Annotated in this window: 16 protein-coding genes; 4 read left to right on the forward strand and 12 right to left on the reverse strand. The window is 66.2% G+C overall.

Features of this window, described 5'->3' with window-relative positions; genetic code table 11:
• Window positions 1–13: 13 nt before the first annotated feature.
• From V7672_RS14695 to V7672_RS14705, 3 genes are all read right to left on the reverse strand, one after another.
• Window positions 14–3,055 (reverse strand): TonB-dependent receptor, encoded by a 3,042-nt coding sequence (locus V7672_RS14695; RefSeq protein ID WP_335625317.1) that lies wholly within the window; start codon window positions 3,053–3,055, stop codon window positions 14–16.
• Between the two features lies 1 nt (window position 3,056).
• Window positions 3,057–4,145 (reverse strand): LacI family DNA-binding transcriptional regulator, encoded by a 1,089-nt coding sequence (locus V7672_RS14700; protein ID WP_335625318.1) that lies wholly within the window; start codon window positions 4,143–4,145, stop codon window positions 3,057–3,059.
• A 387-nt stretch (window positions 4,146–4,532) separates the two neighbouring features.
• Entirely contained in the window at window positions 4,533–6,074 is a 1,542-nt protein-coding gene (locus V7672_RS14705; RefSeq protein ID WP_335625319.1) for a carboxylesterase/lipase family protein, read from the reverse strand.
• A 110-nt stretch (window positions 6,075–6,184) separates the two neighbouring features.
• Between V7672_RS14705 and V7672_RS14710 the strand changes: the two genes are divergently transcribed.
• Both V7672_RS14710 and V7672_RS14715 read left to right on the forward strand, forming a co-directional pair.
• Entirely contained in the window at window positions 6,185–7,693 is a 1,509-nt protein-coding gene (locus V7672_RS14710; RefSeq protein WP_335625320.1) for a PAS domain-containing protein, read from the forward strand.
• Window positions 7,690–8,070, forward strand: a complete 381-nt coding sequence (locus tag V7672_RS14715; RefSeq protein ID WP_335625321.1) for a response regulator — start codon at window positions 7,690–7,692, stop codon at window positions 8,068–8,070. Before V7672_RS14710 ends, V7672_RS14715 begins: the two co-directional genes overlap by 4 nt.
• Here the strand turns inward: V7672_RS14715 and V7672_RS14720 are convergent.
• Window positions 8,057–9,646 carry a phytoene desaturase family protein gene (locus V7672_RS14720; protein ID WP_335625322.1) on the reverse strand — a complete coding sequence of 530 codons (1,590 nt, stop codon included), beginning with the start codon at window positions 9,644–9,646 and terminating at the stop codon, window positions 8,057–8,059. The two genes, V7672_RS14715 and V7672_RS14720, sit on opposite strands and share 14 nt — an antisense overlap.
• 146 nt (window positions 9,647–9,792) lie before the next feature.
• Between V7672_RS14720 and V7672_RS14725 the strand changes: the two genes are divergently transcribed.
• A complete protein-coding gene (locus V7672_RS14725) occupies window positions 9,793–10,290 on the forward strand; it encodes a hypothetical protein (RefSeq protein ID WP_335625323.1) in 498 nt (165 codons plus the stop codon).
• 55 nt (window positions 10,291–10,345) lie between these two features.
• Entirely contained in the window at window positions 10,346–11,920 is a 1,575-nt protein-coding gene (locus tag V7672_RS14730; protein WP_335625324.1) for a B12-binding domain-containing radical SAM protein, read from the forward strand.
• A gap of 9 nt (window positions 11,921–11,929) precedes the next feature.
• Here the strand turns inward: V7672_RS14730 and V7672_RS14735 are convergent, their stop codons facing one another.
• From V7672_RS14735 to V7672_RS14770, 8 genes are all read right to left on the reverse strand, one after another.
• Window positions 11,930–13,030: a radical SAM protein gene (locus tag V7672_RS14735; RefSeq protein ID WP_335625325.1), complete on the reverse strand. Its 1,101-nt coding sequence runs from the start codon at window positions 13,028–13,030 to the stop codon at window positions 11,930–11,932.
• 78 nt (window positions 13,031–13,108) lie between these two features.
• A complete protein-coding gene (locus V7672_RS14740) occupies window positions 13,109–14,104 on the reverse strand; it encodes a hypothetical protein (protein ID WP_335625326.1) in 996 nt (331 codons plus the stop codon).
• A 10-nt stretch (window positions 14,105–14,114) separates the two neighbouring features.
• Window positions 14,115–15,611 (reverse strand): MBOAT family O-acyltransferase, encoded by a 1,497-nt coding sequence (locus V7672_RS14745; protein ID WP_335625327.1) that lies wholly within the window; start codon window positions 15,609–15,611, stop codon window positions 14,115–14,117.
• A 6-nt stretch (window positions 15,612–15,617) separates the two neighbouring features.
• Window positions 15,618–16,880: a cytochrome P450 gene (locus V7672_RS14750; RefSeq protein ID WP_335625328.1), complete on the reverse strand. Its 1,263-nt coding sequence runs from the start codon at window positions 16,878–16,880 to the stop codon at window positions 15,618–15,620.
• 36 nt (window positions 16,881–16,916) lie between these two features.
• Entirely contained in the window at window positions 16,917–17,324 is a 408-nt protein-coding gene (locus V7672_RS14755) for a lasso peptide biosynthesis B2 protein (RefSeq protein ID WP_335625329.1), read from the reverse strand.
• Window positions 17,321–18,508 carry a nucleotidyltransferase domain-containing protein gene (locus V7672_RS14760; protein WP_335625330.1) on the reverse strand — a complete coding sequence of 396 codons (1,188 nt, stop codon included), beginning with the start codon at window positions 18,506–18,508 and terminating at the stop codon, window positions 17,321–17,323. The genes V7672_RS14755 and V7672_RS14760 overlap by 4 nt, the downstream gene beginning before the upstream one ends.
• Window positions 18,505–20,223 carry an ABC transporter ATP-binding protein gene (locus tag V7672_RS14765; protein ID WP_335625331.1) on the reverse strand — a complete coding sequence of 573 codons (1,719 nt, stop codon included), beginning with the start codon at window positions 20,221–20,223 and terminating at the stop codon, window positions 18,505–18,507. The genes V7672_RS14760 and V7672_RS14765 overlap by 4 nt, the downstream gene beginning before the upstream one ends.
• A gap of 21 nt (window positions 20,224–20,244) precedes the next feature.
• Window positions 20,245–22,179, reverse strand: a complete 1,935-nt coding sequence (locus V7672_RS14770) for an asparagine synthetase B family protein (RefSeq protein WP_335625332.1) — start codon at window positions 22,177–22,179, stop codon at window positions 20,245–20,247.
• Between the last annotated feature and the right edge of the window lie 133 nt (window positions 22,180–22,312).

Genomic DNA, 22,312 nt, shown 5'->3' on the forward strand with positions numbered 1-22,312 from the left:
CAGGCTCAGGAGATCAGAACTTGTAGCGCGCGCCGATCTGGAAGGTCCGGGTCGGGAACAGGACCGACGAGGGCTGGCCGAAGTTCGGGTTGGGGCTCGCTGCCGAGCCGGTTCCACCATCGAAGCCGTTGTAGTTGTCGAAGTTGAACACGTTGATCGCGTCCAGATAGACCGACAGCTCCGAGCCGTTGGGCAGGCCGATATCCTTGGTCAGGCGCAGGTCCAGATTCCGGTACGCGAAGGCGTTCGGAATGATGAAGCTGTACTTCTCAGGCTCGCCGCCATACGGGCGGAAATAGAAGCGCGAACCGGTGCCGTCGAACACGTTGAACGGCGTGCCCGAGCCCAGGGTCAGGATCCCCGACAGCTGGAAGTCCCACGGCAGATCGACGATGCCGTTGGCGACGATGCGGTGTTCCTCGTCGTTGGCCGAAGGCCGGGTCGGCGAGGTCTCGACGCTGAAGCAGTCGAAGCAGAAGGCATCGTTACCGCCGTTCTGGGTCGATTCCGACCAGGTGTAGGCGACGTTCATGCCCCAGCCGGACTCACGCGTGTAAGGCTTGTCGAGCTTGACGTAGAGGGCGGTGAACTCGCGCTCCTTGTTGTGGTCCGAGACCAGGTAGGTCCGGTAAGGGTTCGAGCCGCTCGGCGAGCAGAAGCCACCGTTGTCGCCGAAGCCACCACCGTCGTTGCCGAACGTAGGTTCGCGGCAGCGGTTCAGATACTGCCAGGTGAACTCGTTTTCGGTCTTGCCGTAGGCCAGGGTGAACTCGGTCTGCCAGTCACCAACGCGCTGACGGACACCGAGGTTGAACTGGTCGGTGCGCGGCGGTTCCCACTCGTTCTGGAGCAGGAAGGCCTCACCCCGGCCGGCGATCGTCGCGAAAACCGGGTCCAGGCCGGCAGCCGTCCGATAGGACTCCTGCCACAGGATCGGGTCACCGGCCGAACCGGACGCCACGCCCAGCGGACCGCCCGTGGTGCTGAAGAAGACGTTCTGGCGGATGTCGTTCGGCTTGACGACTTCGTCGTACGAGAAGTTGAAGTTGATCCGGTCGTAGTAGCGACCGGCGCCGCCGAAGATCACCGTCCCGCGGTCCCCGAACACATCGTACGAGAAGCCGATCCGCGGCTGGAAGGCACCCATGAACGGATCGCGGTTGTCACCGGTCGAGATGTACTCGCTGCGGTCGAACCAGCTGGGTGCATATCCCGCCGGCTTGCCGCCGTCGGTGGAGGCGATCCACTGGTCCAGGCCGGCGATCACACTGGCCGGGGTGACGTAGTCCTTGTTGCCTGCGTTCGACTCATAGTCCCAGCGGATACCGAGGTTGATTTCCAGCTGGTCGGTGATCCGCCAGTCGTCCTGGACGTACAGGCCGATGACGGTGTTATCGAGGTCGACGTTCGGGAAGGACCGGCCCAGTTCGACGCGGTACGGGACCGTGGTCGAACCGCTCAATTCCGGACGGCCGTCCACGTCGTAGTAGAACTGCGGGTTGCGGCCGAACTGCTTCAGGACCTCGTAGTTCTGCATCGAGATCTTGCCGCCGACCTTGATGGTGTGGAAGCCGTTCAGCTCCAGCTGGTCGAACGTCAGGTCGTTGCGGACCGTGAAGGCGCGGTCGTGGATGTCCTGGGCACTGTCACGGCCGCCCAGGTTGAGGATCGTGGCTCCGCCGAAATAGTCGGGCTGGAAGCCCGGCATACCCGGGTTGGTGTCGTTTTCGAACAGGCGATAGCTTTCCCCCACGTCGGAGAAGTTCAGAGCCCCCGGCGCGTAGTTGTAATCGCGATAGTCGACGGCCAGTTCGTTGAGGAAGCCGTCGCCCTGCCACTGCCAGCGCAGGTTGCTGGTCAGGGTCTGCTGGCTGAGGTTGGTCGCACGCTCGTAGGCGTTGGCCCCGCCGAAATCGCGGATATCGAACTCATCACGATAGGTGACGCTCCAGTCGACCAGATGGCCTTCGCGCGGCTGCCAGCTGAGCTTGCCGAAGAACAGGTCTTCCTCGAACGGCGCGGCAAAGGTGCCGATGTATTGTCCGAACTGGGTCTGGAAGCGCGGATCCTGACGGCCCAGATTGACGACGGCCGCGCGGTTTTCTTCCTTGCGCTCGTAGGTGCCGAAGAAGTGCAGGCGGTCACGGATGATCGGGCCGCCGAAGGCGACGCCCCACTGCTCGACGCTGAGGTCGGCTTTTTCGTCGCCGCGGCGCTGCGCGAAGACGTCCTGCTCGATCATGCTCTCGTCACGGTACGAGCCGAAGATTTCGCCCTCGAACTCATTGGTACCCGAGCGGGTGACGGCCGTGATGATGGCCGAGGAGGCCTGCTCATACTCGGCCTTGAAGTTCTGGCTGATGACCCGGAATTCCTGGATACCGGCCTGGGGGAACGGGTTCCCGCGGCTGTCGTCCTGACCGATGATGCCGCCCGAGATGACGTTCGATTTCAGGCTGGCGCCGTCGATGAAGGCGTTGACCGATTCCGCGCGTTGGCCGCCGGCAGTGATGGTCTGTTCCTGCTCGTTCACCGAGACGCGGACGCCCGGCGCCAGGGCGGCGAAGTTCAGGAAGTTGCGGTTGATCTGCGGCAGGGTTTCGATCTGCTGGGTCGTGACGTTGGTCGCGATTTCCGGGGTGCGAACCTCGGGCAGACGACGACCGACGACGACAATGTCATCGACAGAGGTGCCGCCCGGGGCGCCCGCGACGACCGTGCCGCTGACGTCGAGGTCCAGGTCGCCGACCTGGCCGACGCCGATGGTGACGACGTCGCTGGCGGTTTCGCCCTCGGCGGTCGTGACGGTGATCTCATAGGTGCCGGGGCGCAGGCCCGACAGGACGTAGCCGCCATTGGCATTGGCGGTGGTCCGCGAGGTGAAGCCCGAGGCCACATCGCGCGCGACGACCGTGGCGCCGGCTTCGCCCACACCGCTGTCGGTCACTTCACCACGGACCGTGGACGTCGCCACCTGGGCCGTGGCCGTTGCAGCCATGCCCATCGACACGGCTATCGCGAGGGCGGAGGCCGCCCCCAGATATCGAATGTTCATTTTAGCCATCCTGGTTTTCCCCCTGAGCGGAAGCTGTCACGCCCGACGGCCGCCCGTCCGCCGCACGTGTGGTTGAGACCGCCGCCCTTGTGGACGTACGGATCACGAGTTCAGGCCGAACGACCTCGCAGGCGGAGGACGACGCGGTCGCCTCACGTCCGGCCTGCGCGGCCTCGATCTGGCCGACCAGACGCTGCAAGGCGCGGCGTCCGGTTTCGGCGATACGAATTCTGAGCGTGGTCAGGCCCGGCCTGACGAGCGCGGCGATCGGCACATCGTCGAAGCCGACCACGGCCACATCCTCGGGGCAGCGAACGCCGGCCTCCTGGAAGGCCAGCAGGGCGCCGATGGCCATCATGTCGTTGCCGCAGAACACGCCGTCGAACCGGCGCGGGGCGTCCATCAGGGCGTGGGCCGAGGCATGTCCGGAGCCCTGGTTGAAGTCCCCCTCGACCACGTGCGGCTTCAGCCCCGCGGCGGCCATGGCCTCGAGATAGCCGGCCAGACGGGCCTCGGCCTCGAGGTTGCCGGCCGGGCCGGCAATGTGGGCGATGTCGCGGCATCCGCCGGCCAACAGGTGCTCGACGGCCGCATGCGCGCCGCCGTTGTTGTCGACCACAATCGACGGAAGGGTGCTCTCTCCGGCCCCGCCATGCATCAGCACCACCGGCAGCCGTCCGGCCATGGCGGTCGCCAGATTGGCCGAGTCGATCTGGGGTGACAGGACGAACAGGCCATCCACCCGACCGCGCATCGAGCGGATCGCAGCGGCGGCGCCGTCGGCGTCGTCATGGGAGCTGGAAACAATCAGGTGATAGCCGTGCTCGCGCGCGGCCAGATCCATACCCCGGATCAGCTCGGAGAAGAACTCGCCGTACAGGTCGGGAAGGATAATGCCGAGGGTGTGGGTCTTGCTGGTCGACAGGCTGCGGGCGCCGCTGTGGGGCACATACTGGAGGGCCTCGGCCGACTCGAGAATTCGCTTGCGGGTCTCTTGGGTAACTGTGTCCGAGCCGTTCAGGGCACGCGAGACCGAGGCCACCGAAACCTGGGCATGACGCGCCACATCGCGAATTGTAGCCGGTTTCATTTTCCGGCCTCGCGGACTGGCGAAGGACATCGATGGAACGTCACGCTTTCAGACTCCCTGGACAATCCAGCCGTGCCGACCCCTTGACGAGGTTCGTCGGTCAAATCGTGTAATCGGTTACATGACACACGAGCCATGAGGCGCGCAAGTGCCCCGATTTGGACACAGGGGCACGGGGCCGGGTGGTCGAGGCGCCCTGCCCCCGCTCCTGCAAAGGCTGGCAATCGAGGCCGGATAACGTCGTTAACGCTGTAAAGCCTGATATTTTTCGCGCGCAGTCGAGCTGTCGGATGGCGTGCCGGCGCCGGCTCGAACAAGCAAGGCGCTGGCACCGGCGCGCCACAGTTCAGTCGAAAATGTCACGGGGGCGCGACCCGATATGCGGCGCTAGGCCCCGGGACGCACCCGGGCGTAGAAGGATTCGATCAGGTCCAGCCGCTCCGCGTGCGGCATCGGCCGGGCGACCGGACCGTCATTGGTGAACTCCAGCAGTTGGTCCGACGCGGAGCGGATGTCGGGCCAGGTCGGGCGGTCGCTCGCGTTCGGATCCCCCTCCCCTGCAAAGGTGGTCCAGTAACCGGCCATGGCGTCGGCGGCATCGTGATCGCGCTGCCCCAGGGGCCGGCCGACCGTGTCGAGCGTGTCGAAGACATAGGGGCGTTCCGAGGCGTGGGTCGCGCCACCGCTGGGCTCGGGATTGGACTCTGGCACCACATCGAAGCGGTACAGGAAGGTCGGATGGCCGGCGGCTGCGTGCAGGCGCGTCAGATGGCGGGCGGGCTCGTTGAAGATCAGGTCGCTGACCACATGGGCATCATAGCCGTCGGGACCGCCATAGGCCGCCAGCAGGGCGTCATGCTCGGCCTCGGTCAAGGCGTCGTCGGTGCGGCCGTAGGCGCCGGCGTCCGTGGGGCGGATCCACCAGAACTCCGCACTGTTGGTGCCGAGGATCAGCGGCACGGGCGCCTGACGTCCGGCGGCGAAGGCTTCGACCACATCCTCGGTCAGGATGATGCCGTCGACGATCAGATTGTCCGAATAGAAGGCCGGCATGGGAGCGAGGAACGCCTCGGCGGGGACCGCCCGCAGTTGCGAGGCATCGGCTTCGGCGGGCAGGCCGGCGCTGCGGGCGAAGGCCAGACCCAGGGCCTGGGCCGAGGGCCGTCCCGGGCGGTCGAGCGCCAGTTCAGCGGAGCGCTGACGTCCCAGGCCGGACTGGACGATGGCCTTGTGGAACAGGCCGCGAGCGGACGGGGCCACCATCAGCTGGGTGACGGCCACCCCGCCGGCGGACTCGCCGAAGATCGTGACATTGCCGGGATCACCGCCCAGGGCCGCGATATTGTCGCGCACCCATTCCAGCGCTGCGATCTGGTCCATGACGCCATAGTTGCCGGCAGGCTCATCCGCCGGGCGATCGGCGGCCAGCGCCGGGTGATCGAAGAACCCGAGACGGCCGAGGCGGTAGTTGATGGTCACCACCACAACGCCGCGCCGGGCCAGCGCACTGCCGTCATAAAGGGCGGCCGTGCCCGATCCATTGTTGTAGCCGCCGCCGTGAATCCAGACCATGACCGGCAGGGCCCCGTCCCGCTCGACCGGCGCCCAGACGTTGAGCGTCAGGCAATCCTCGCTCATGGGCAGGGGACCGACGCCCGGATCGCCGTTGGCGGGGGGCTGGATGCAGAGGGCGCCATAGGCCGTGGCATCCCGTACGCCCTCCCAGTCCTGAACGGGGCCGGGCGGCCGCCAGCGCCGCTCGCCGGTCGGCGGCGCAGCATAGGGCAGGCCCTTGAAGGCAACGACATCGCCTGAGACCGCACCTTGCACGGCCCCGTTTTCAAGCCGGACGGGGTCGACGGGATCGGGCGCAGAGTCGGGCAAGGGCGCAAACACCATCATCAGCGACAGAAGACTGGAGAGGATCATGGGGCGACCCTAGCCTCGCGTTTCGACAATCCCAAGTCAGTCGCTTGACATGCTTTGGGAACCGCTGTCGGGATCGGGCGTTTCGACGGCTTCGTCGAGGGGGCAGCCGATTGAAGTATCTTGAGTTGAGCGATGTGGCCGCGCGGGACATGGCCCGGGCGTTTGATGCCTCGCCCAATCCCTACACCATGCTGACCGCAGACTTCTGCTATGCCGGGGTCAACCAGGCGTATCTGGATGTGGTCGGACGCGCGCGGGACGAGCTGATCGGTCGCAACCTGTTCGAGCTGTTCGACGGCGGAGGTCAGGACGATCAGGCGCGTGAGAATGCCCGCCAGCTCAGGGCCTCGTTCGAGCGGGTCCTGCAGACCGGAGAGCCAGACCATCTGGCCTTGATCCACTATCCCATCGAAATCATCGATGCCGACGGCCGCATGCGGATCGAGGATCGCTACTGGAGCGCCACCCATACGCCGATCCGGGGCGCGGATGGCAAGGTCGCCTATATCCTGCAGCATACCACCGACGTCACCGAGCTGCAGAATCTGCGAAAGCGCGTGCTGGGCGACCAGGACAAGAGCACCGTCATGGAGCTGCTGAGCAGCAATGTCATGGCCCGGGCCGAGCATTTGCAGAGCGACAATCTGCGCCTGAAGTCGGAGCGCAATCGCCTGCTGGACATCTTCATGCAGGCGCCGGGCTTTATCGCGGTCCTGACCGGGCCGGATTTCGTCTTCCAGATGCACAATGAGGCCTATGCCGAGCTGATCGGACACAGAGCGCTGAACGGCAAGCCGGTGGCCGAGGCGTTACCCGAGATCGTGGCTCAGGGATTTCTGAACCTGCTGATCCAGGTGCGGGAGACCGGCGAGGCATTCGAGGGGCACGCCATGCCCGTCCAGCTGGGGACCGGGCCGGACGGCGCCCTGCGCACCCGCTATCTGGACTTTGTCTACCAGCCCCTGCGGGACGGCGTCGGGGATGTGGCCGGTGTCTTCGTCCAGGGACATGACGTGACCGACGTCGTCGAGTCCGGAAACCGGCAGAAGCTGATGATCGACGAGCTGAACCATCGCGTGAAGAACACGCTGGCGACGGTTCAATCCATTGCCATGCAGACGGCCCGGACGCACGCCGATCCCGAGACCTTTGCCGAAGGATTTCAGGCGCGTCTGATGTCGCTGTCCCATACGCACAACCTGCTGACCCGCACCCATTGGGAGGGGGCGGATTTGGCGGATATCCTGACCCACGAGACCGAAGCGCACGGCTCGACGCGCATCCTGCCCAACGGGCCCGTTGTGTCGCTGGATCCTGCCCAGGCCCTGTCGCTGGGCATGATCTTCCACGAGCTGGCCACCAATGCCGCCAAGCATGGCGCGCTGCAGTCCGGGGAGAGCCGCGTGCTGGTCGACTGGACGGTTCAGGATGGCCAGGTGTCGCTCGTCTGGCGCGAGATTGACGGTCCGCCCGTCGTGATGTCCGAACACCGCGGGTTCGGCAGCCGTCTGATAGAGCGGAATGTGCGCCATGATCTGGCGGGACAGTCCCGCTTCGACTATGCCCTTGGCGGATTGATCTTTTCACTGACCTTTCCACTCGAAAGAACTGCGTCATGAGTATTCCGGGACTGGAAGGCCGAAAGATCCTCGTCGTCGAGGATGAATCGCTGGTCGCCATGCTGCTGGAGACCATGCTTGAAGATATGGGTTGCACGGTTTTCGGAACGGCCGCCCGTATCGAGGACGCGCTGGAGATGATCGCAGGCGAGGCCCGGCCGGACGCGGCCCTGCTGGACGTCAATGTTGCGGGCCAGACCGTGTATCCCGTAGCCGAGGCCCTCGATCGCCAGGGCGTGCCGCTGGTGTTCTCGACGGGCTATGGCCAGGGGGGGCTGGCCGAAGGCTGGGAAGGTCGCCCGACGGTCCAGAAGCCCTATACCGAGGCCATGATCCGCGACGCCCTGATGCGGGTGCTGGGCGTCAGAAACGCCTGAGGTCTCGGACCACCGCCCGAGCCGCATTATGGCCGGGCGCCCCGGTCACACCGCCGCCGGGGTGAGCGCCGGAACCGCACAGATAAAGCCCCGGCACCGGCATGCGGTAGTCGGCGTGGCCCAGCACCGGCCGGGCGCTGAACAGCTGGTCAAGGCTGAGTCGGCCATGGAAGATGTCGCCGCCGATCAGGCCGAAGCGGCGCTCCAGATCGCGGGGACCGAGCGCCAGCCGTCCGACCACTGAATCCCTGAAGCCCGGCGCGTGGGCCTCGACCGTATCGATCATCAGGTCGGCGACCGTGTCGCGGTGCGCGTCGTCGAGATCTGGCGCGACGTGCTGGCAGAACAGGCTGGCGATGTGGTGCCCCTCGGGGGCGAGACTGTCGTCGAGCGTCGAGGGGATCAGCATTTCGACGATCGGCTGGCGAGACCAGCCGTCGCGGCGAGCGTCCTGATACGCGCGGTCCATATAGGCGAGGCTGGGGGCGATGATGATGCCGGCGGTCAGGTGATCGCCGAGCCCTGGCCGGGCCGTAAAGTTCGGCAAACGATCCAGCGCGACGTTCATGCGGAAGGTGCCCGAGCCCGACACATGCCGGTCCATCCGTTCACGGAAGTCCGCGGGCACCACCGCCGGATCGACCAGCCGGTCGAACAGCAGGCGCGGATGCAGGTTTGAGACGACCACGCGCCCCCGCACGACCTCGCCCGCCTCGGTCACGGCGCCCACGGCCCGGCCCTTTTCGGTCAGCACTTCGGCGACCGGGGCATCAAGGGTGATCTCGACGCCCGCCTCGACGCAGGCGGCCGCCATGGCCTGGGTGATCGCCCCCATGCCCCCTATGGCATGGCCCCACGCGCCGCGCTTGCCGTTCACCTCGCCGAACACATGGTGCAGCAGCACATAGGCCGAGCCCGGGGTCCAGGGGCTGCCATAGGCGCCGACCACGCTGTCGAAGCCGAACAGGGCCTTGATCGGGTCGCTCTCGAACCAGCCGCCCAGCCATTCCCCGGCCGAGCGGGTGAACAGATCGATCAGGTCGCGCTGGGTGGTCTGGTCCAGCTGCTTGACGCGCAGGCCCAGCGCCCCGGCGGCCAGCGCAGGCCCCAGGCTGGCGAGCCTCAGGCCGGGGGTCAGATTGGGCGGGGCCTTCAGTATCTGGTCGCGCAGCACATCGGCGACCGCGTCCAGCCGCCGGCCGTAATCATCCAGCCGTGCCGCATCGCGCGCGGAGAAGCGGGCCACCTCGCGTGCGGTCAGCCCGCCCTCGCCCACCGACAGGCTGTCGCCGTCCGGCAGGGGCAGGAAGTTCGACATGCGGCGCTCGACCACGCGCAGCCCGTGGCGCGCCAGCTGCATGTCGGCGATGACCTTGGGACTGAGCAGGCTGACGGTGTAGCTGGCGGTCGAGTTGCGATAGCCGGGATGGAACTCCTCGGTGACCGCGGCGCCGCCGACCACCGACCGTCGCTCCAGCACCCGCACCTTCAGCCCGGCCCGCGCCATATACCAGGCACAGACCAGACCGTTGTGGCCCCCGCCCAGCACCACAGCATCCCACGTTTCGCGCGCCATCCCGCCCTGCCCCCGTCTCGATCCCTGCGACGAGCCTAGAGACTGAACAGGCTTGAGGGAATCGATTCCCGCGCCGTCCGTCACACGCCGTCAGTCGACAGAACGCCGATCCGGGTTCACACAAGGACGAAAGCGGAGGGAGATAGGTGGCGCGCTTCAAAGCCATTCTGGCAGTGTCTGCATCGCTGGCGCTGATGATGTCGACGACAGGGTCTGCCAAGGCCCAGGACGGCGGGATGTGGCAGGTCTATATCGCGGGCGTGCCGCTGCGCTGTGCCAGCTATTACGGCGAGCCGGTACGCATCTATATGACCCGGGGCCTGAACAATGTCGGAATCGCCACCCGGGTTCAGAGAGGCCAGCCGATCATCGTCATGAACCCCGATGTTCTGGCCCGCTTCACGCCGCTGGTTCAGGTGTGGTGGTTCGCCCACGAATGCGGTCATCACGCACTTGGCCCCTACAACAGCGAAACCAATGCGGATTGCTGGGGTGTGCGGGTGCTGCGCGATCAGGGCTTCATCCGCAGCGTCCATGATCTTCAGGCCTTTGCCTATGACCTCAGCAGCCTGCCGGGCAGCGCTGTCGGGCATCTGCCCGGACCGCAACGGGCGCAGAACGTGATCAACTGCTCGCTGACCTGAGTGGCCACAGCCGCCGCACGCGTGTAGCTAGGGGTCAGGGAGGGTGCCCGACCCCATGGTCCGTTTTCTGCTGATCGCGCCCAAGCCGCACTGGGATGCTGACTTCGCCGGAATCTCTGGCGGTGCTGAGGACTCTGTGACCCGGGTTGCGCCCATCGCCATCGCCACCGTGGCCGCCCTGGCCCCGCCCGGGCTTGCCATCACGCTGCACGATGAGGCGCTGGCTCCGGTCGACTTCGACGCCGAAGCCGATTTCATCGGCATCACCGCCAATGTCTCTCAGGCCAAACGCGCGATCGAGATCGCCGGGGAGTTCCGGGCCCGCGGCAAGCCGGTGATCATCGGCGGCCCCCACATCACCCTGGACCCAAAGGCCTTTCACGGGGCCTGCGACGTGGCTGTGACCGGCGAGTTCGAGGAGATCGCCGAGAGCTTTTACGCCGACATGCTGAACGGCACGCTGAAGCCCCACTATTCCGGAGGCCGCCCCGACCTGTCGCGCTCACCCGTTCCGGCCTGGGATCTGTTCGACAATGACCGGGCCCTGGTCGGGGTGGTGCAGACCAGCCGGGGCTGTCCGTTCGAGTGCAACTATTGCGACGTGATCCAGTATCTGGGCCGAAAGCAGCGCCACAAGACGCCGGATCAGGTGATCGCCGAGGTCCAGCGCCTTTACGGCCTGGGCTATAACCGCATTGCCTTGGCCGACGACAATTTCACCGTCTATCGCAAACGCGCCGCCGAACTGCTGGACGCCCTGATCGCCTGGAACGGGCAGGACGGGCGCGATCATGTGATCTTTGCCACCCAGGTCTCGATCGATGTGGCGCGCGACGACGACATGCTGGTCCGCTGTGCCGAGGCAGGTGTGTCGAACCTGTTCATCGGCGTGGAGTCGGTCAACGAAGAGAGCCTGAAGGCCAGCAAGAAGCGCCAGAACCTGAACACCGACATGCAGGCCCAGCTGCGCAAGGTGGCCAGCCACGGGCTGAAGATCGAGGCCGCCCTGATGGTCGGGTTCGACGCGGATGATCTGACGATCTTTGAGCGCCAGTACCGGTTTGGCATGGGCCTGCCGGTCGGGACCTTCAAGGTTTCCTCGCTGGTCGCGCCCATGGCAACGCCCATCTATGACGAGATGCTGAAGGCCGGGCGGCTGGACCTGACGGGCGAGCAGGCGCACTTCCCCGGGGCGGACATGGTGACCAACATCATCCCCGCCCAGATGACCAAGCAGCAGCTGTATACCGGCACACGCTGGCTGATCAGCCGGCTGTACAGCCCGGCGGCTTTCTGGACCCGGTTCGAGGCGCTGGCCGATGTTCTGGGGCCCAATCCGCTGCTGAAGCGCGGGACCGGACGGCTTCACAATCCGCCGTCGCGGGCGCGGGCCAATGCCCATTTCGGACGCATGCTGCGCGCGGTCAGTCGGGGCAATCCCGAGATCGCCGAGGTCATCCGCAAGGCAAACCGGCTGATGCGCGCCCGGCCGGATATCCGCGACGGGCTGGCGGACATCCTGACGACGTGGATGCTGTCGCTGTATGTGCACATGGAAAAGGGCGTCTATGACGTGGAATGGGCCCGGATGGAGGCCCCGCCCTTTGACCGGATCCAGTCTGCGGCCTGATCCTGTCGGTCAGGCGGCTAGGGTGGCTTGGCGGGAGGCGTCCCGTTCGATCAGGAAGATGCGGCCCAGGGTGGCGATCATCTCCAGCCAGTCGGCCAGCGAGGCCTCGCTGACCAGATCGGCGTCGCGCGGCTCAAACTTGGACGACCAGCCGCCGCTGTACATCCGGCATTCCGAACAGACGGCGTCAGAGGTGCCGCACTTTTCCTGACCTTGCTGCAGGTCGGTCTTGAAGTAGCGCATCTGGCCGATCATCCGCGAATGGCAGTCGCGGGCGATGCCGGTCTCGGGGTCAATGTCATAGAGGGGCCCCGACTGGGTCGCCCAGGCGTTGTAGGCCTTGGAGTAGACAACGGTTTCCGGAAAGGCGTCGATCAGGTCGTCCATGGTCCGCCGGACCCGGGCCAGGCTGTCGTCGTCCCAAAGCAGATTGCTGTCGGGGTTTGAGATTCGGAAGAACTGCCGGTCATTCCCCTCCCCCTCCGTCAGCTTGCGCAGATAGGTGTGGGTCGGCGAATACATGTTGAAGGTGACGGGCAGGCCGTTGTCGCGGCCGATCTCGGCCAGGCGGCGAGCATCGCCCAGGTTGGTCTTCGTCAGGGTGTAGAGAAGGATGGCACGGGGATCGCCGGCATAGTTGCGGATGGCCTTGTGAAATGAGCGGCCGCCGCGCAGGTCGGCATCGGTGTCAGCATCGACACCCCAGACGGACACGCCGATGCGGTAGGGCACCGCCGGGTCGATCCGGACCGTGCCGTTGGTGCCGACATTGCCATAGGGGAAATACTTGCTGGCGGCGATCAGGCGGTCCTGATGCAGGGCCGGTTCGGCGCCGACAAAATAGGCCATGGTGACGCCGCGTTCCGCCTCGGCGGCGAAGAAACGATCCCAGGTGCTGATGTCCTCAACGCTCTCGATCGGTTTGAAATCATCCGAGAAATAGTAGCAGCCCTCGCAGAACAGGTTGCAGCGCGTGGCGACCTCATAGAAGGCCGGTTTGCGGAAGGCCCGCACAACCCGCTTGGCCTCCTCATAGGACGGTGCCAGATGCGGCGCGCCCTGCAGGAGGGCCGACAGCCGGATCAGTCTGGCTCTGCGATCACTCGACACACGGCCTCCCTCGCCGACCCACGGTCGGACGCCTGACGCTACCATGCCTTGCAACCGCTGGGGAGTTGGCGACGGAATTCAGCCGGAGCATGTTGTCGCTTCCGCCTGACCGCGGGACTTGAGACGGGCGGCGATATCCCTGGAGAAGAGGCGCGCGCCTTCGGGGTTCATGTGATTGGGATCGACGAACAGCTCGGCCGGATAGAGCCGCGCCGGGTTGCGCCAGGCATTGATGACGACGGCCCCCTGCCCCTCGATCCGATCCAGGGATTGCCACAGTGTCTGAAGTTCGGCGCCCATGTGCCGGCGGGTGGCTGCCTGCATCTGTGGCGAGGCGGGGGGCACGATGATGTAGAGCTGTCCGCCGGCCGCGCGGATGTGCGCGTGGATGTCGGTGATCGCCTGGGCGGCGCGCTCCGACACGCCCGGGTCATAGTAGGCGATGGCGTTGACGTCGGACATGCGATCCGACACCTGACCGTCGGCCAGGCTGGCTTCCAGCGCCGGGTCCAGGGTGCCATCAAGGCGCCAGATCAGGGTGTCGATCGGTTTGGCGGGTGAGCGAAGGCCGACCGTCACCAGCATCTGCTGAAAGCGCTTGCGCCAGTCCTGATAGCCGAGCGCGGGCGAGACCCGGGTCACGGCGTACTGACGCCAGTCCCCGTCGATCAGCCCATGGCGGCCGTTGTCGAACAGGAAGCGATAGGTGATACGCCGGTTATGGCTCCGGCCCGACGCGGGGATGGCGTTGTTGTAGAAGGTCGCGCCCGGGCTGAGGGCCAGGAACCACGTGCGGGGCGGATCGGGACGACTGAGCACCAGCTCGACCATGGCCTCGGTCTCGAACACATCCTGCAGGACAAAGAAGAAGTCGGCGCCGTCAAGGCACAGGGTGTCGAACCGGATCGCGCCGCCGACGGAACTGCCGACGATGATGGCGTCCTTGCCCGAGGTGTCGTGCAGCAAGGCGTTCATGGCGTCGATCTGACGGCCGTCGTCGAACACGCGCGACACAATGTTGAGCCCGGCGACCAGAGCCACGGCCAGGACGAGGAACAGGATCAGGCGGCGCATCGGATCCCCGTCAGAAGTTGAAATAGAGGAAGCCGGGCTTGTCGAAGGTCCCGAACATGAGAATGACCGCGATCAGGGCGTAGTAGAAGCCCCAGGCGACGACCGGGCCGCGCGCCTTCAGCCGTTCAAACACGGACCGGCGGCAATCGAACCACTGGAAGATCTCGAGGGCAACGATGGCGATCACCAGATAGCGCGGCATGATGCTGAAGCCCGACAGCAGGGCACCGGGGTCCTGTATGGCCCAGGCGGGGAGCTCGGCCATCCGGCCCCAGGCCTGGATCGCCAGTTGCCAGCTGGGCGTGGCCACCATGGAGCCCAGCAGGATCAGGAAGCTCCAGAGGACCAGCCGGTTCAGACTGTCCTGAAGGCCGACCTCGACCCCGCGCGGCAGACCGAGGGTGCGCGACAGACCATGCGAGACGGCCACCGCCCGACGGCTGCGACGGACGATGCCCTCACCGATCATCACCAGACCCGCGATCACCCCGGCCGCCAGCCAGGTCCAGGCTGCGCCGTGCCACAGGGCGACGATGGCTATGGTCAGCAGGGTCGCCAGCGCCCGGCGGATGGCCTTGTCATCCCGGCGCCCCCGACTGCGCCCGCCTTCCCGGGCGATCGGCAGATAGACATAGTCGCGGAACCAGGTGGAGACGGTGATGTGCCAGCGTCGCCAGAACTCGGCCACCGAGACCGAGGCCAGCGGACGGTCAAAGTTCCGCGTCAGCTGAATGCCCAGAATGAGGCTGGAACCGATGGCGATGTCGGCATAGCCGGACAGGTCGGCGTAGTAGCGATAGATCTCCCCGACGGCGGCCGTCAGCACCAGCAGGGGGGAATGATCCAGCGGCTGATTCAGCACCGGCGGCACGATGTCCGCCAGCCGGTCGGCGATCACCAGCTTCTTGAAGTAGCCGACCAGCATCAGCGCCCCGCCGGCGGCCGCCCGTCCGACCTCGAACACCTTGTGCTGACGGAACTGGGGCAAGAGGGTGCCCGGCCGCTCGATCGGGCCCGCCAGCAACTGGGGGAAATACATGACGTAGACGGCGAAATAGCCGAGGTGGCGCTCCGGTTCTTTCCGGCCGCGATAGACGTCGATCACATATCCGAGCGTCTGGAAGGTGTAGAAGGATATGCCGAGCGGCAGCAGCAGGCTGATCGGCTCGAACGCCTGACTGTCGCCGCCGTGGAACAGCGTCAGGCCGGTATTGGCGACCAGGGCGAAATATTTGAAGGTGAACAACAGCCCCAGATTGCCGCACAGGCTGACGGCCAGCAGGGCCTTGCGTCGCCAGCCCGGCTGCACGCGGGGCAGCATCTGCCCGACGACATAGTCGATCAGGGTCGAAACCCACAGCAGCCACAGGAAATCCCAGCGCCAGGCCGCGTAGAACAGATTGCTCAGCGCGAGCAGGACGACCCACCGCCACCGCTGGGGGGTGAAGAAATACAGCACCACCACGAGCGGCAGAAACAGCAGATAGTCGAGGCTGTGAAAGCTCATGCCCGGTCAGGACCGCGCGTCGTCGCGGTGCGGCGTGACCCGGATCGGCGCACGACCGTCCGGCCTGAGCGCGAAGTCGATCCAGCAGGTCAGGTCCTGGCCGGGATTCGGTAGCAGGCGGTAGCCGCTGACCACATGGCCGATGGCCCGGCTGAGGACCATGAAGGCGAAGGACGTGCCGACGCAGCCTCTGGGCCCGGCCCCGAACGGCAGCCACAGCCGACGGTGGGCGCTGAGATCCTTGCCCATGAAGCGATCAGGGCGGAAGGCATCGGGGCGGTCCCACAGGCGCCGGTTGCGGTGCATCGCGTAGATGCCGAGAACGGCCGTGAAGTCCTTGTCCAAAACCTGATCGCCGACCGGGAGGTCGACCGTCACGTCCCGCAGGATCTGGGGAATGGGCGGATAGAGCCGCAAGGTCTCGTGGATCACGGCGCTGGTCAGGGGACAGGATCGCAGATCGCGCGCGGGGTCGTCCGGGCCGGGCCCCACGGCCCATTCATGGCGCAGACGGTCCTGGATGTTCGGGTGTTTCGCCAGCAGCCAGAGCGCCCATGTCAGGGTGGCGGTGGCATTGTCGTGCCCGGCGTGCAGGAACAGCAGGGCGGTGTTGAGCATCCGGTAGGGCTCGCCGAAATCCTCGGCCCGCACTTCGACCGCGCGGGCACTGAGCGGACGCAGACATTCGATCTGGTCACGCAGCGGGGCATAGGCCAGACGATCCATGGCGTCCGCGGCCTCGACCAGCAGAGGGTCGCTGTGCCGCGCCCGTTCCTCGTCGCAAAAGAAGGCCCGCCACAGGGCCTGCATTGTCAGGTGTCGCGCGGTCCGGAACAGATCAACCGGGCCTTCGTCCCACCCGGACAGGGCATGGGCGCAGGCAAGGGTCACCCGGTCGATCGTGGTGCGTTCATTGGTGCCGTGAATCGGGCTGAGAAAGGCCTGACGCCATTCGGGCCAGTCCATCTCTTCCCCCTGCAGCAGGGTGTCACCAAAGCTGCTGCCCAGGATCCGGTCGTGAAGGCGGGACCGGGGGAACTGCCCCTGCCGGTTCAGCAGCACTTCGGTCACGACCGGCGGATCGGTCACCATGACCATGCGACGGCGGCCGACGGATGCCTCGACGAACGGATGCGTCAGGCAGGTCTCTGACCAATGCCGATCCGGTGCCTGAAGCGCCCGGATCATGCCGGCAAAGCGCAGGGGATCGCGACCCTGAAAGATCAGACGTGGCAAGTCGGCGCTGGCTTCGGTCTGGTTCTCGCTCATCCCCGCCCCGCCGACTCGGCTCCTTCGACGTCCTGCTTACGCCGTCCCTGAAAAGCGGGCCAGTTCGGTGAACTGTCCGGCCACCTCGCCGCCCACGACCATCTGGTCACCCGAGGTCACCCAGACGTGGGCCTTCAGCTCTCGCTGCTGATCCCCTTCGCGCGCAACACCATAGTGGAGCACGCTGGAGATCCCCCGCCGCCGCAGCATGGCATGGGCCGCCAGCCCCTGTTCGAAACACAGGGCCCGCCAGGGCACATTCCGGGCGGCGCGCCGCACCGCGCGTCGGACGGGCATGATCTCGTCACGGGTCCGCGCCGGCCGTCCGCCGGTCCGGACCCCGTGCTTGGCCACATAACGGAAGGGCACGAAGGCGAGGCAGAAGGCCGCCAGTCCCAGAAGGAGGACGGCCTCTGTCAGAATGGGAACGTCACGCAGCCTCATGCGCGCCCCCGCGCCACGAGACGCCGCGCCTTGCGCCACAGCCACAGCGGAACGCGGATGACGACGTAGAGAAAGCCCAGCCCCTGCGGCAGGGGGATATGAACGCGATCATAGTCCCCGGCCCAGTTGCTCTCCAGTTCGGCCAGGAAGGCCCTGGGCGTCGTGCCGATCAGATGGCGACCGATCGAGGTCATGCGCCACGGCTTGCTGTAGGCCGCGATCTCGGTCACGCCCCCACCGTGGGTCAGGCTGGCGTGAGCGGCACGCACGAGGTAGCGGCCGGCGGCATCCAGCTGTGCCGTCGCGAGGGGGCGGCCAAACAGACTTTGACAGAGCGCCAGCGCCACGTCGGGCGCGCGACCGGCACCCATGGCCACTGCCTGATCCCGCAGGCGGACGATTTCGTCGCGACTGCGCCCCTTCAGAAAGGCGGCGACGTCGGCGATCCATTTCAGCCGTGACCAGCTGTGACGGGTGCCATGCACACACAGATAGGCGAACAGTTCGGGATCGGCGAGCGTCCGCAACGTGCCGGATCCCAGAGCCACGGTCTGGGTCTGGCGCAGATCCAGGCCGGATAGCTCATGCGGATTATCGACGAGCTTCCAGTGAAGTTCGAGATAGATGTTCCGCGCCGGATGGAAGAACACGCATTCCTTGGCAACCTGCTGGAAGCGCTTGAAGGCGTCGGGCGCAAGGTCTGCGGGGTAGTTGAGGATATAGCCCTCCCCGATCAGGAGATCGCAGGCGGCATCGATCTGGTCCGGGCGCACGAGGAGATCGATGTCCCAGGAGTCCTTCATGCCCACGTCGCGGTGCATAAGGAGGGCCAGCGCCGTGCCCTTGACGAAGGTTGCGTCCAGCCCGGCCCGATCAAAGACGGACTGAAGGGACAGGCTTTCCTTGGCCAGGTTCAGACTGCGGCGAGCGGCCTTCCCGGCCATCTGCGCGAGCCGCGCGGCCGTTTCGGGCGGCAGGCGCACGCCCGCCTCCGTCAGGGCCCGATGCACCTGGGGCGCCACCCGGTGTCGCGCCACCGTCTGGATCAAGCGGTCTATGTCGAGGGCGGGACTGGCAACGATTGCCCGGAGGCTCGCACTGCGGCCGGCGTCATCGTCCGGACGGCAGCAATTGGCCACGACGTGAAGGGCCAACGGCAATGGCAGGGCTTCGCCCGCCCTCATAGCGGGCGGTCGTCGATCAGACGTCCCTCGTCGAAAGCCACCCGGCGGCTGCACACGGAAAGGCTTTCCGCCCGGTGCGAGATCATCAGGATCAGCGGTCTGGGATCGAGTTCGGCCAGCGCCTTCAGGACGGCGTCCTCGCTGTCGGCATCGAGGGCCGCCGTTGCCTCGTCCAGCACCAGGACATCGGGCTGCCGCAGCAAGGCCCGGGACAGGGCCAGGCGCTGACGCTCTCCGCCCGAGACCATGGCGCCGTCCTCGCCCACGACACTCTGCAGTCCGAGAGACAGTCGGGCGACGACGCGGTCTGCCCCGGTCGCGGCAAGCGCCTTGGCGATTCCGGCTTCGTCGGCCTCGACGCCGCCCCAGAGCAGATTGGCGCGGATGGTGTCGTTGAACAGAAGCGGGTCCTGGGTGACATAGGCCAGGCGGTCCCGCCAGGCGGAAACCGTTTGCGCGTCAAGGGTCTGGTCGCCGACCGTGATGCGCCCCTGCTGCGGCTGGAGCAGCCCGGCCATGAGATCCGCAAAGGTCGTCTTGCCGGCCCCGGACGAGCCGGTAATGGCGACAAATTCTCCGGGCTGAAGCGTCAGGGACAGGGCACGGACGCCGCGCCCGTCCGTCGCGCCTTCGTGCAGATAGGTGACGTCTTCCAGCCGGACAGGACCGCGCAAAGGGGCCGCATTCGAGCGGGGGCTGACGACGGTGCGGGCGTCGTGGGCCAGGTCATCCAGCGTAGTCTGAACCGCTTCCCAGGCCGGAAGAGCATAGGCGACCTGCTGGAGGCCAGATTGAATCTGCATGGCGGGTCCGGCAATCCGCGCCAGCACAACCAGCAGCGTCAGCATGACGGCCGGGGGATAGTCGAGGACCAGGAACCCGAGCAACAGGGAGATCGAGGCGACAGCGGCGCCCAGCAGACTCCACATGACCCTCATGGCCGCCTGGCGATTGATGAAGGCGATCTGCTGGTGGGCGGCGATGCCCAGATCCCGTTCAAATGCCGCGACAAAGGCAGAATGCAGGTTCTGGCTCATGGCCGCCTTGAGCCCGCCCAGAAACCGCCCCAGCTCGACCATCAGCCGCATATTCGAGTTCGTCACCCGGGCGCCGATATCGCGAGTGGCCCCCAGCCAGCGGCCCATGACAAGGGCACCCAGCCCCATCGACATCAGAGCGATAACGGCCAGCTGGGGCGCAAGGGCGAGGGCCACGCCGGCCTGAATGACCACCAGAATGACGGCGACCCCGCCCTGCAACAGGAAGTGCACACCGGACGCACACCGTTGAATGTCCCCGCTCATCAGGTGGGTCACGCGTCCATGCCCGAGTCGATTCAGCGCTTCCCACCGACTGTCGGCGAGGGCGCGGGCGAGCCTCGACCTCTTGCTCTCCAGATATCCCACCTGCAGCGCGCCCATGCGCAGGTCGCGCTGCCACAGGATCAGGGCGCGCAGGGCCATGACAAGACCGAACAGGCCCAGCACCACGATCAGCCTTGAGGCCCCTTGCATCTCGGGCCACAGATTCAGCAGCAGGCCGAGCGGGCCCGTCTGGCTCGCACTCTCCGCAAAGAGTGTCCCCAGCAGCGGAACCAGCAGGAGCAGGCCGAAGCCATCCAGCAGCGCGCCAAGTGCCACCAGGGCGAAAAGCCCCAGAGCACGGCCACCGATGTAGCCTGCCAGATCCCTGACAAAAGCGAGGGGCTTTTTCATCGGACGGACAGCACGGGGAGATCAGGCATTGGTGCGGGTCGCCTTGCGCATGAAATGGCCGGCAGACACGCCTCGCAAGACCAGCAACCGGTAGTGGCGCATCGTCTCGCGGTTGGTCCAGTCCTTCTCCGGCATGGATTGCAGAAGGGTCTCGAGCCGATCCAGGTCCAGAACTTCCGCGACCCCGTCGACATGGCGCAGGCGGCGGACCTCCTGAAGCAGGGATTCGCGCGACGTCTGCACATTCTCGAACCAGTCGGCAGCCTGGTAGCCTTTGCGACGCTCTTCAAGAACCACGGCCGGGAGCCGGTCGGTCAGCCCCAGACGGGCCAGACGACGGGGCAGACCGTCATTCAGATAGGCCTCGGTCGGAAGGGCCAGGCAGTATTCGACCAGACGCCGGTCCGATGTGGGGTCGCGGACATCGATCCCCCAGCCCCCTGTCACGCCCTTGGCATAGTTGCCAAAATCCACCCGCCGCAGAATGCGCAGGCGCTGGGCAAAGGCATCCGCTTCGGAGCGGTATTCCAGGTCGTGGCCGCTTTGCCGGGCGCGCCCCGCCAGATCATAGGCGAGGACAGCGCTCTCCTTTACGGCCGAATAGTCGCCGAGAACGGCGATGCGACCGCGAAGCCGGTTGGCGAGCCGCCAGAGCGCCGTCGGCATCCAGGGCCCCAGCCCCTGGGCCAGGTAACCCTTCCAGTTCATCCGCTTCTCACGCGAAAGGGTATGGCCCTGGCGCAAAAATCCGACCAGATCCCCTTTCTTGAGCAGTTCGCCGGGCAGGGTCTTGCCGTCAAAGCTGAAGGTCATATTGCCCATCGCGCCGACGAGCAGGACATTCAGGTCAAGTCGCCGTGCCTCCTCATGGATATGATCCATCCAGCGCGCATTGCAGATGTTGAGGGCCGGGCGCTCGGACAGGTGAAAGCCACGATCAAGTCCGGCCGTCAGGTCGCGCCCATCATTGCGCAGCACCACATGGTCCATATTCGGGTAGAGCGCCGCCGTCGCCGCCGCCAGTTCGGTCTCGTCCTCGACCTGGCCGGGCGTGCCGGGGAGGACGAAGCCCGCCCGCGGGGAAGACGTGAAGGCTGTGACCCGGCCGCCGCGCTCCGCCATCAACCGCGCGGCGGTGGCTGCCACTGCCGAACTGTCGAGGCCGGCACTGAGATGGCTGCCGACGCGACGGCCGGCGCCTCTCAGCCGCGACTGAACCGCCCGATCCAGGTGCTGGCGCAGCCCCTCGACCTGCGCCTCAAAGGTTTCAGGGACCGGCATGGACCGGCTGGGGTTCCAGTGGCGGTGAACAGACTGACCCGTCTCATCCACCCGGACATATTCACCCGGCTGGACCCGATAGATGTCCTGGAACCAGGTCTCGGGGCCCCCTTCCGGGAGCAGGGCCAGAAGTTCGGTCACGCGAGACAGATTCGGCCCGATCGGGACATCCGCCAGGGTGTGCAGGCCCTTGGCCATGGAGGCGAAGGCGAACAGTCCGTCCTGACGATGATAGTGCAGCGGCTTGGCGCCGAGGGCATCGCGCGCCAGCGTCAATTGGCGGTCGTGCGCATCCCAGACGGCAAAGGCGTAGTCGCCGTAGACATGATCGAAAAGTCCTGTCTGCCAGCGCTCCCATGCGGCCAGGAGCAGCCGCGTGTCGGAACTGTGCGCAGCGCGGGCGGGATCAAGACCCAGCGCGGCCGACAGCCCGTCCCGGTCATCGAGACGCACATCGGCAACCAGATGATAGCGTCCGCAGCCGCTGGTCAGGGGTGGGGTGTCAAAACGGTCTTCATCCAGACAATCGAACCGGCGCAGGCCGAAGGCGATGTCGCCGCCGTCCCAGAAGCCCTCACCATCGGGACCGTAGAGAGCCTGGGCCATGTTCATGGACCGGCACGATTCGGCGGCAGCAGTCCCGTCCAGACGCCATACGCCCGCAAGCGCCGTCATTGCGTCTCGTTTCCCGGAGTCATGGCGAGTCAGTCAGCCCGATAAGCGAACAGCGCAAGGCCATTCCGAAGTCAGGGAGTGGATACGACAGGCACCGTCACAGGCCAACCGCATTCCCCCGGAGCGCCAGACT

This window comes from Brevundimonas sp. (assembly GCF_036963785.1).
In the GTDB taxonomy this organism is placed as follows: domain Bacteria; phylum Pseudomonadota; class Alphaproteobacteria; order Caulobacterales; family Caulobacteraceae; genus Brevundimonas.

Excerpts from the sequence above, each read along its gene's own strand:
- V7672_RS14695 (WP_335625317.1), bottom strand. The coding sequence starts at position 3,055 with ATGAACATTCGATATCTGGGGGCGGCCTCCGCCCTCGCGATAGCCGTG.
- V7672_RS14700 (WP_335625318.1), bottom strand. The coding sequence starts at position 4,145 with ATGAAACCGGCTACAATTCGCGATGTGGCGCGTCATGCCCAGGTTTCG.
- V7672_RS14705 (WP_335625319.1), bottom strand. The coding sequence starts at position 6,074 with ATGATCCTCTCCAGTCTTCTGTCGCTGATGATGGTGTTTGCGCCCTTG.
- V7672_RS14715 (WP_335625321.1), top strand. The coding sequence starts at position 7,690 with ATGAGTATTCCGGGACTGGAAGGCCGAAAGATCCTCGTCGTCGAGGAT.
- V7672_RS14720 (WP_335625322.1), bottom strand. The coding sequence starts at position 9,646 with ATGGCGCGCGAAACGTGGGATGCTGTGGTGCTGGGCGGGGGCCACAAC.
- V7672_RS14730 (WP_335625324.1), top strand. The coding sequence starts at position 10,346 with ATGGTCCGTTTTCTGCTGATCGCGCCCAAGCCGCACTGGGATGCTGAC.
- V7672_RS14740 (WP_335625326.1), bottom strand. The coding sequence starts at position 14,104 with ATGCGCCGCCTGATCCTGTTCCTCGTCCTGGCCGTGGCTCTGGTCGCC.
- V7672_RS14745 (WP_335625327.1), bottom strand. The coding sequence starts at position 15,611 with ATGAGCTTTCACAGCCTCGACTATCTGCTGTTTCTGCCGCTCGTGGTG.
- V7672_RS14750 (WP_335625328.1), bottom strand. The coding sequence starts at position 16,880 with ATGAGCGAGAACCAGACCGAAGCCAGCGCCGACTTGCCACGTCTGATC.
- V7672_RS14755 (WP_335625329.1), bottom strand. The coding sequence starts at position 17,324 with ATGAGGCTGCGTGACGTTCCCATTCTGACAGAGGCCGTCCTCCTTCTG.
- V7672_RS14760 (WP_335625330.1), bottom strand. The coding sequence starts at position 18,508 with ATGAGGGCGGGCGAAGCCCTGCCATTGCCGTTGGCCCTTCACGTCGTG.
- V7672_RS14765 (WP_335625331.1), bottom strand. The coding sequence starts at position 20,223 with ATGAAAAAGCCCCTCGCTTTTGTCAGGGATCTGGCAGGCTACATCGGT.
- V7672_RS14770 (WP_335625332.1), bottom strand. The coding sequence starts at position 22,179 with ATGACGGCGCTTGCGGGCGTATGGCGTCTGGACGGGACTGCTGCCGCC.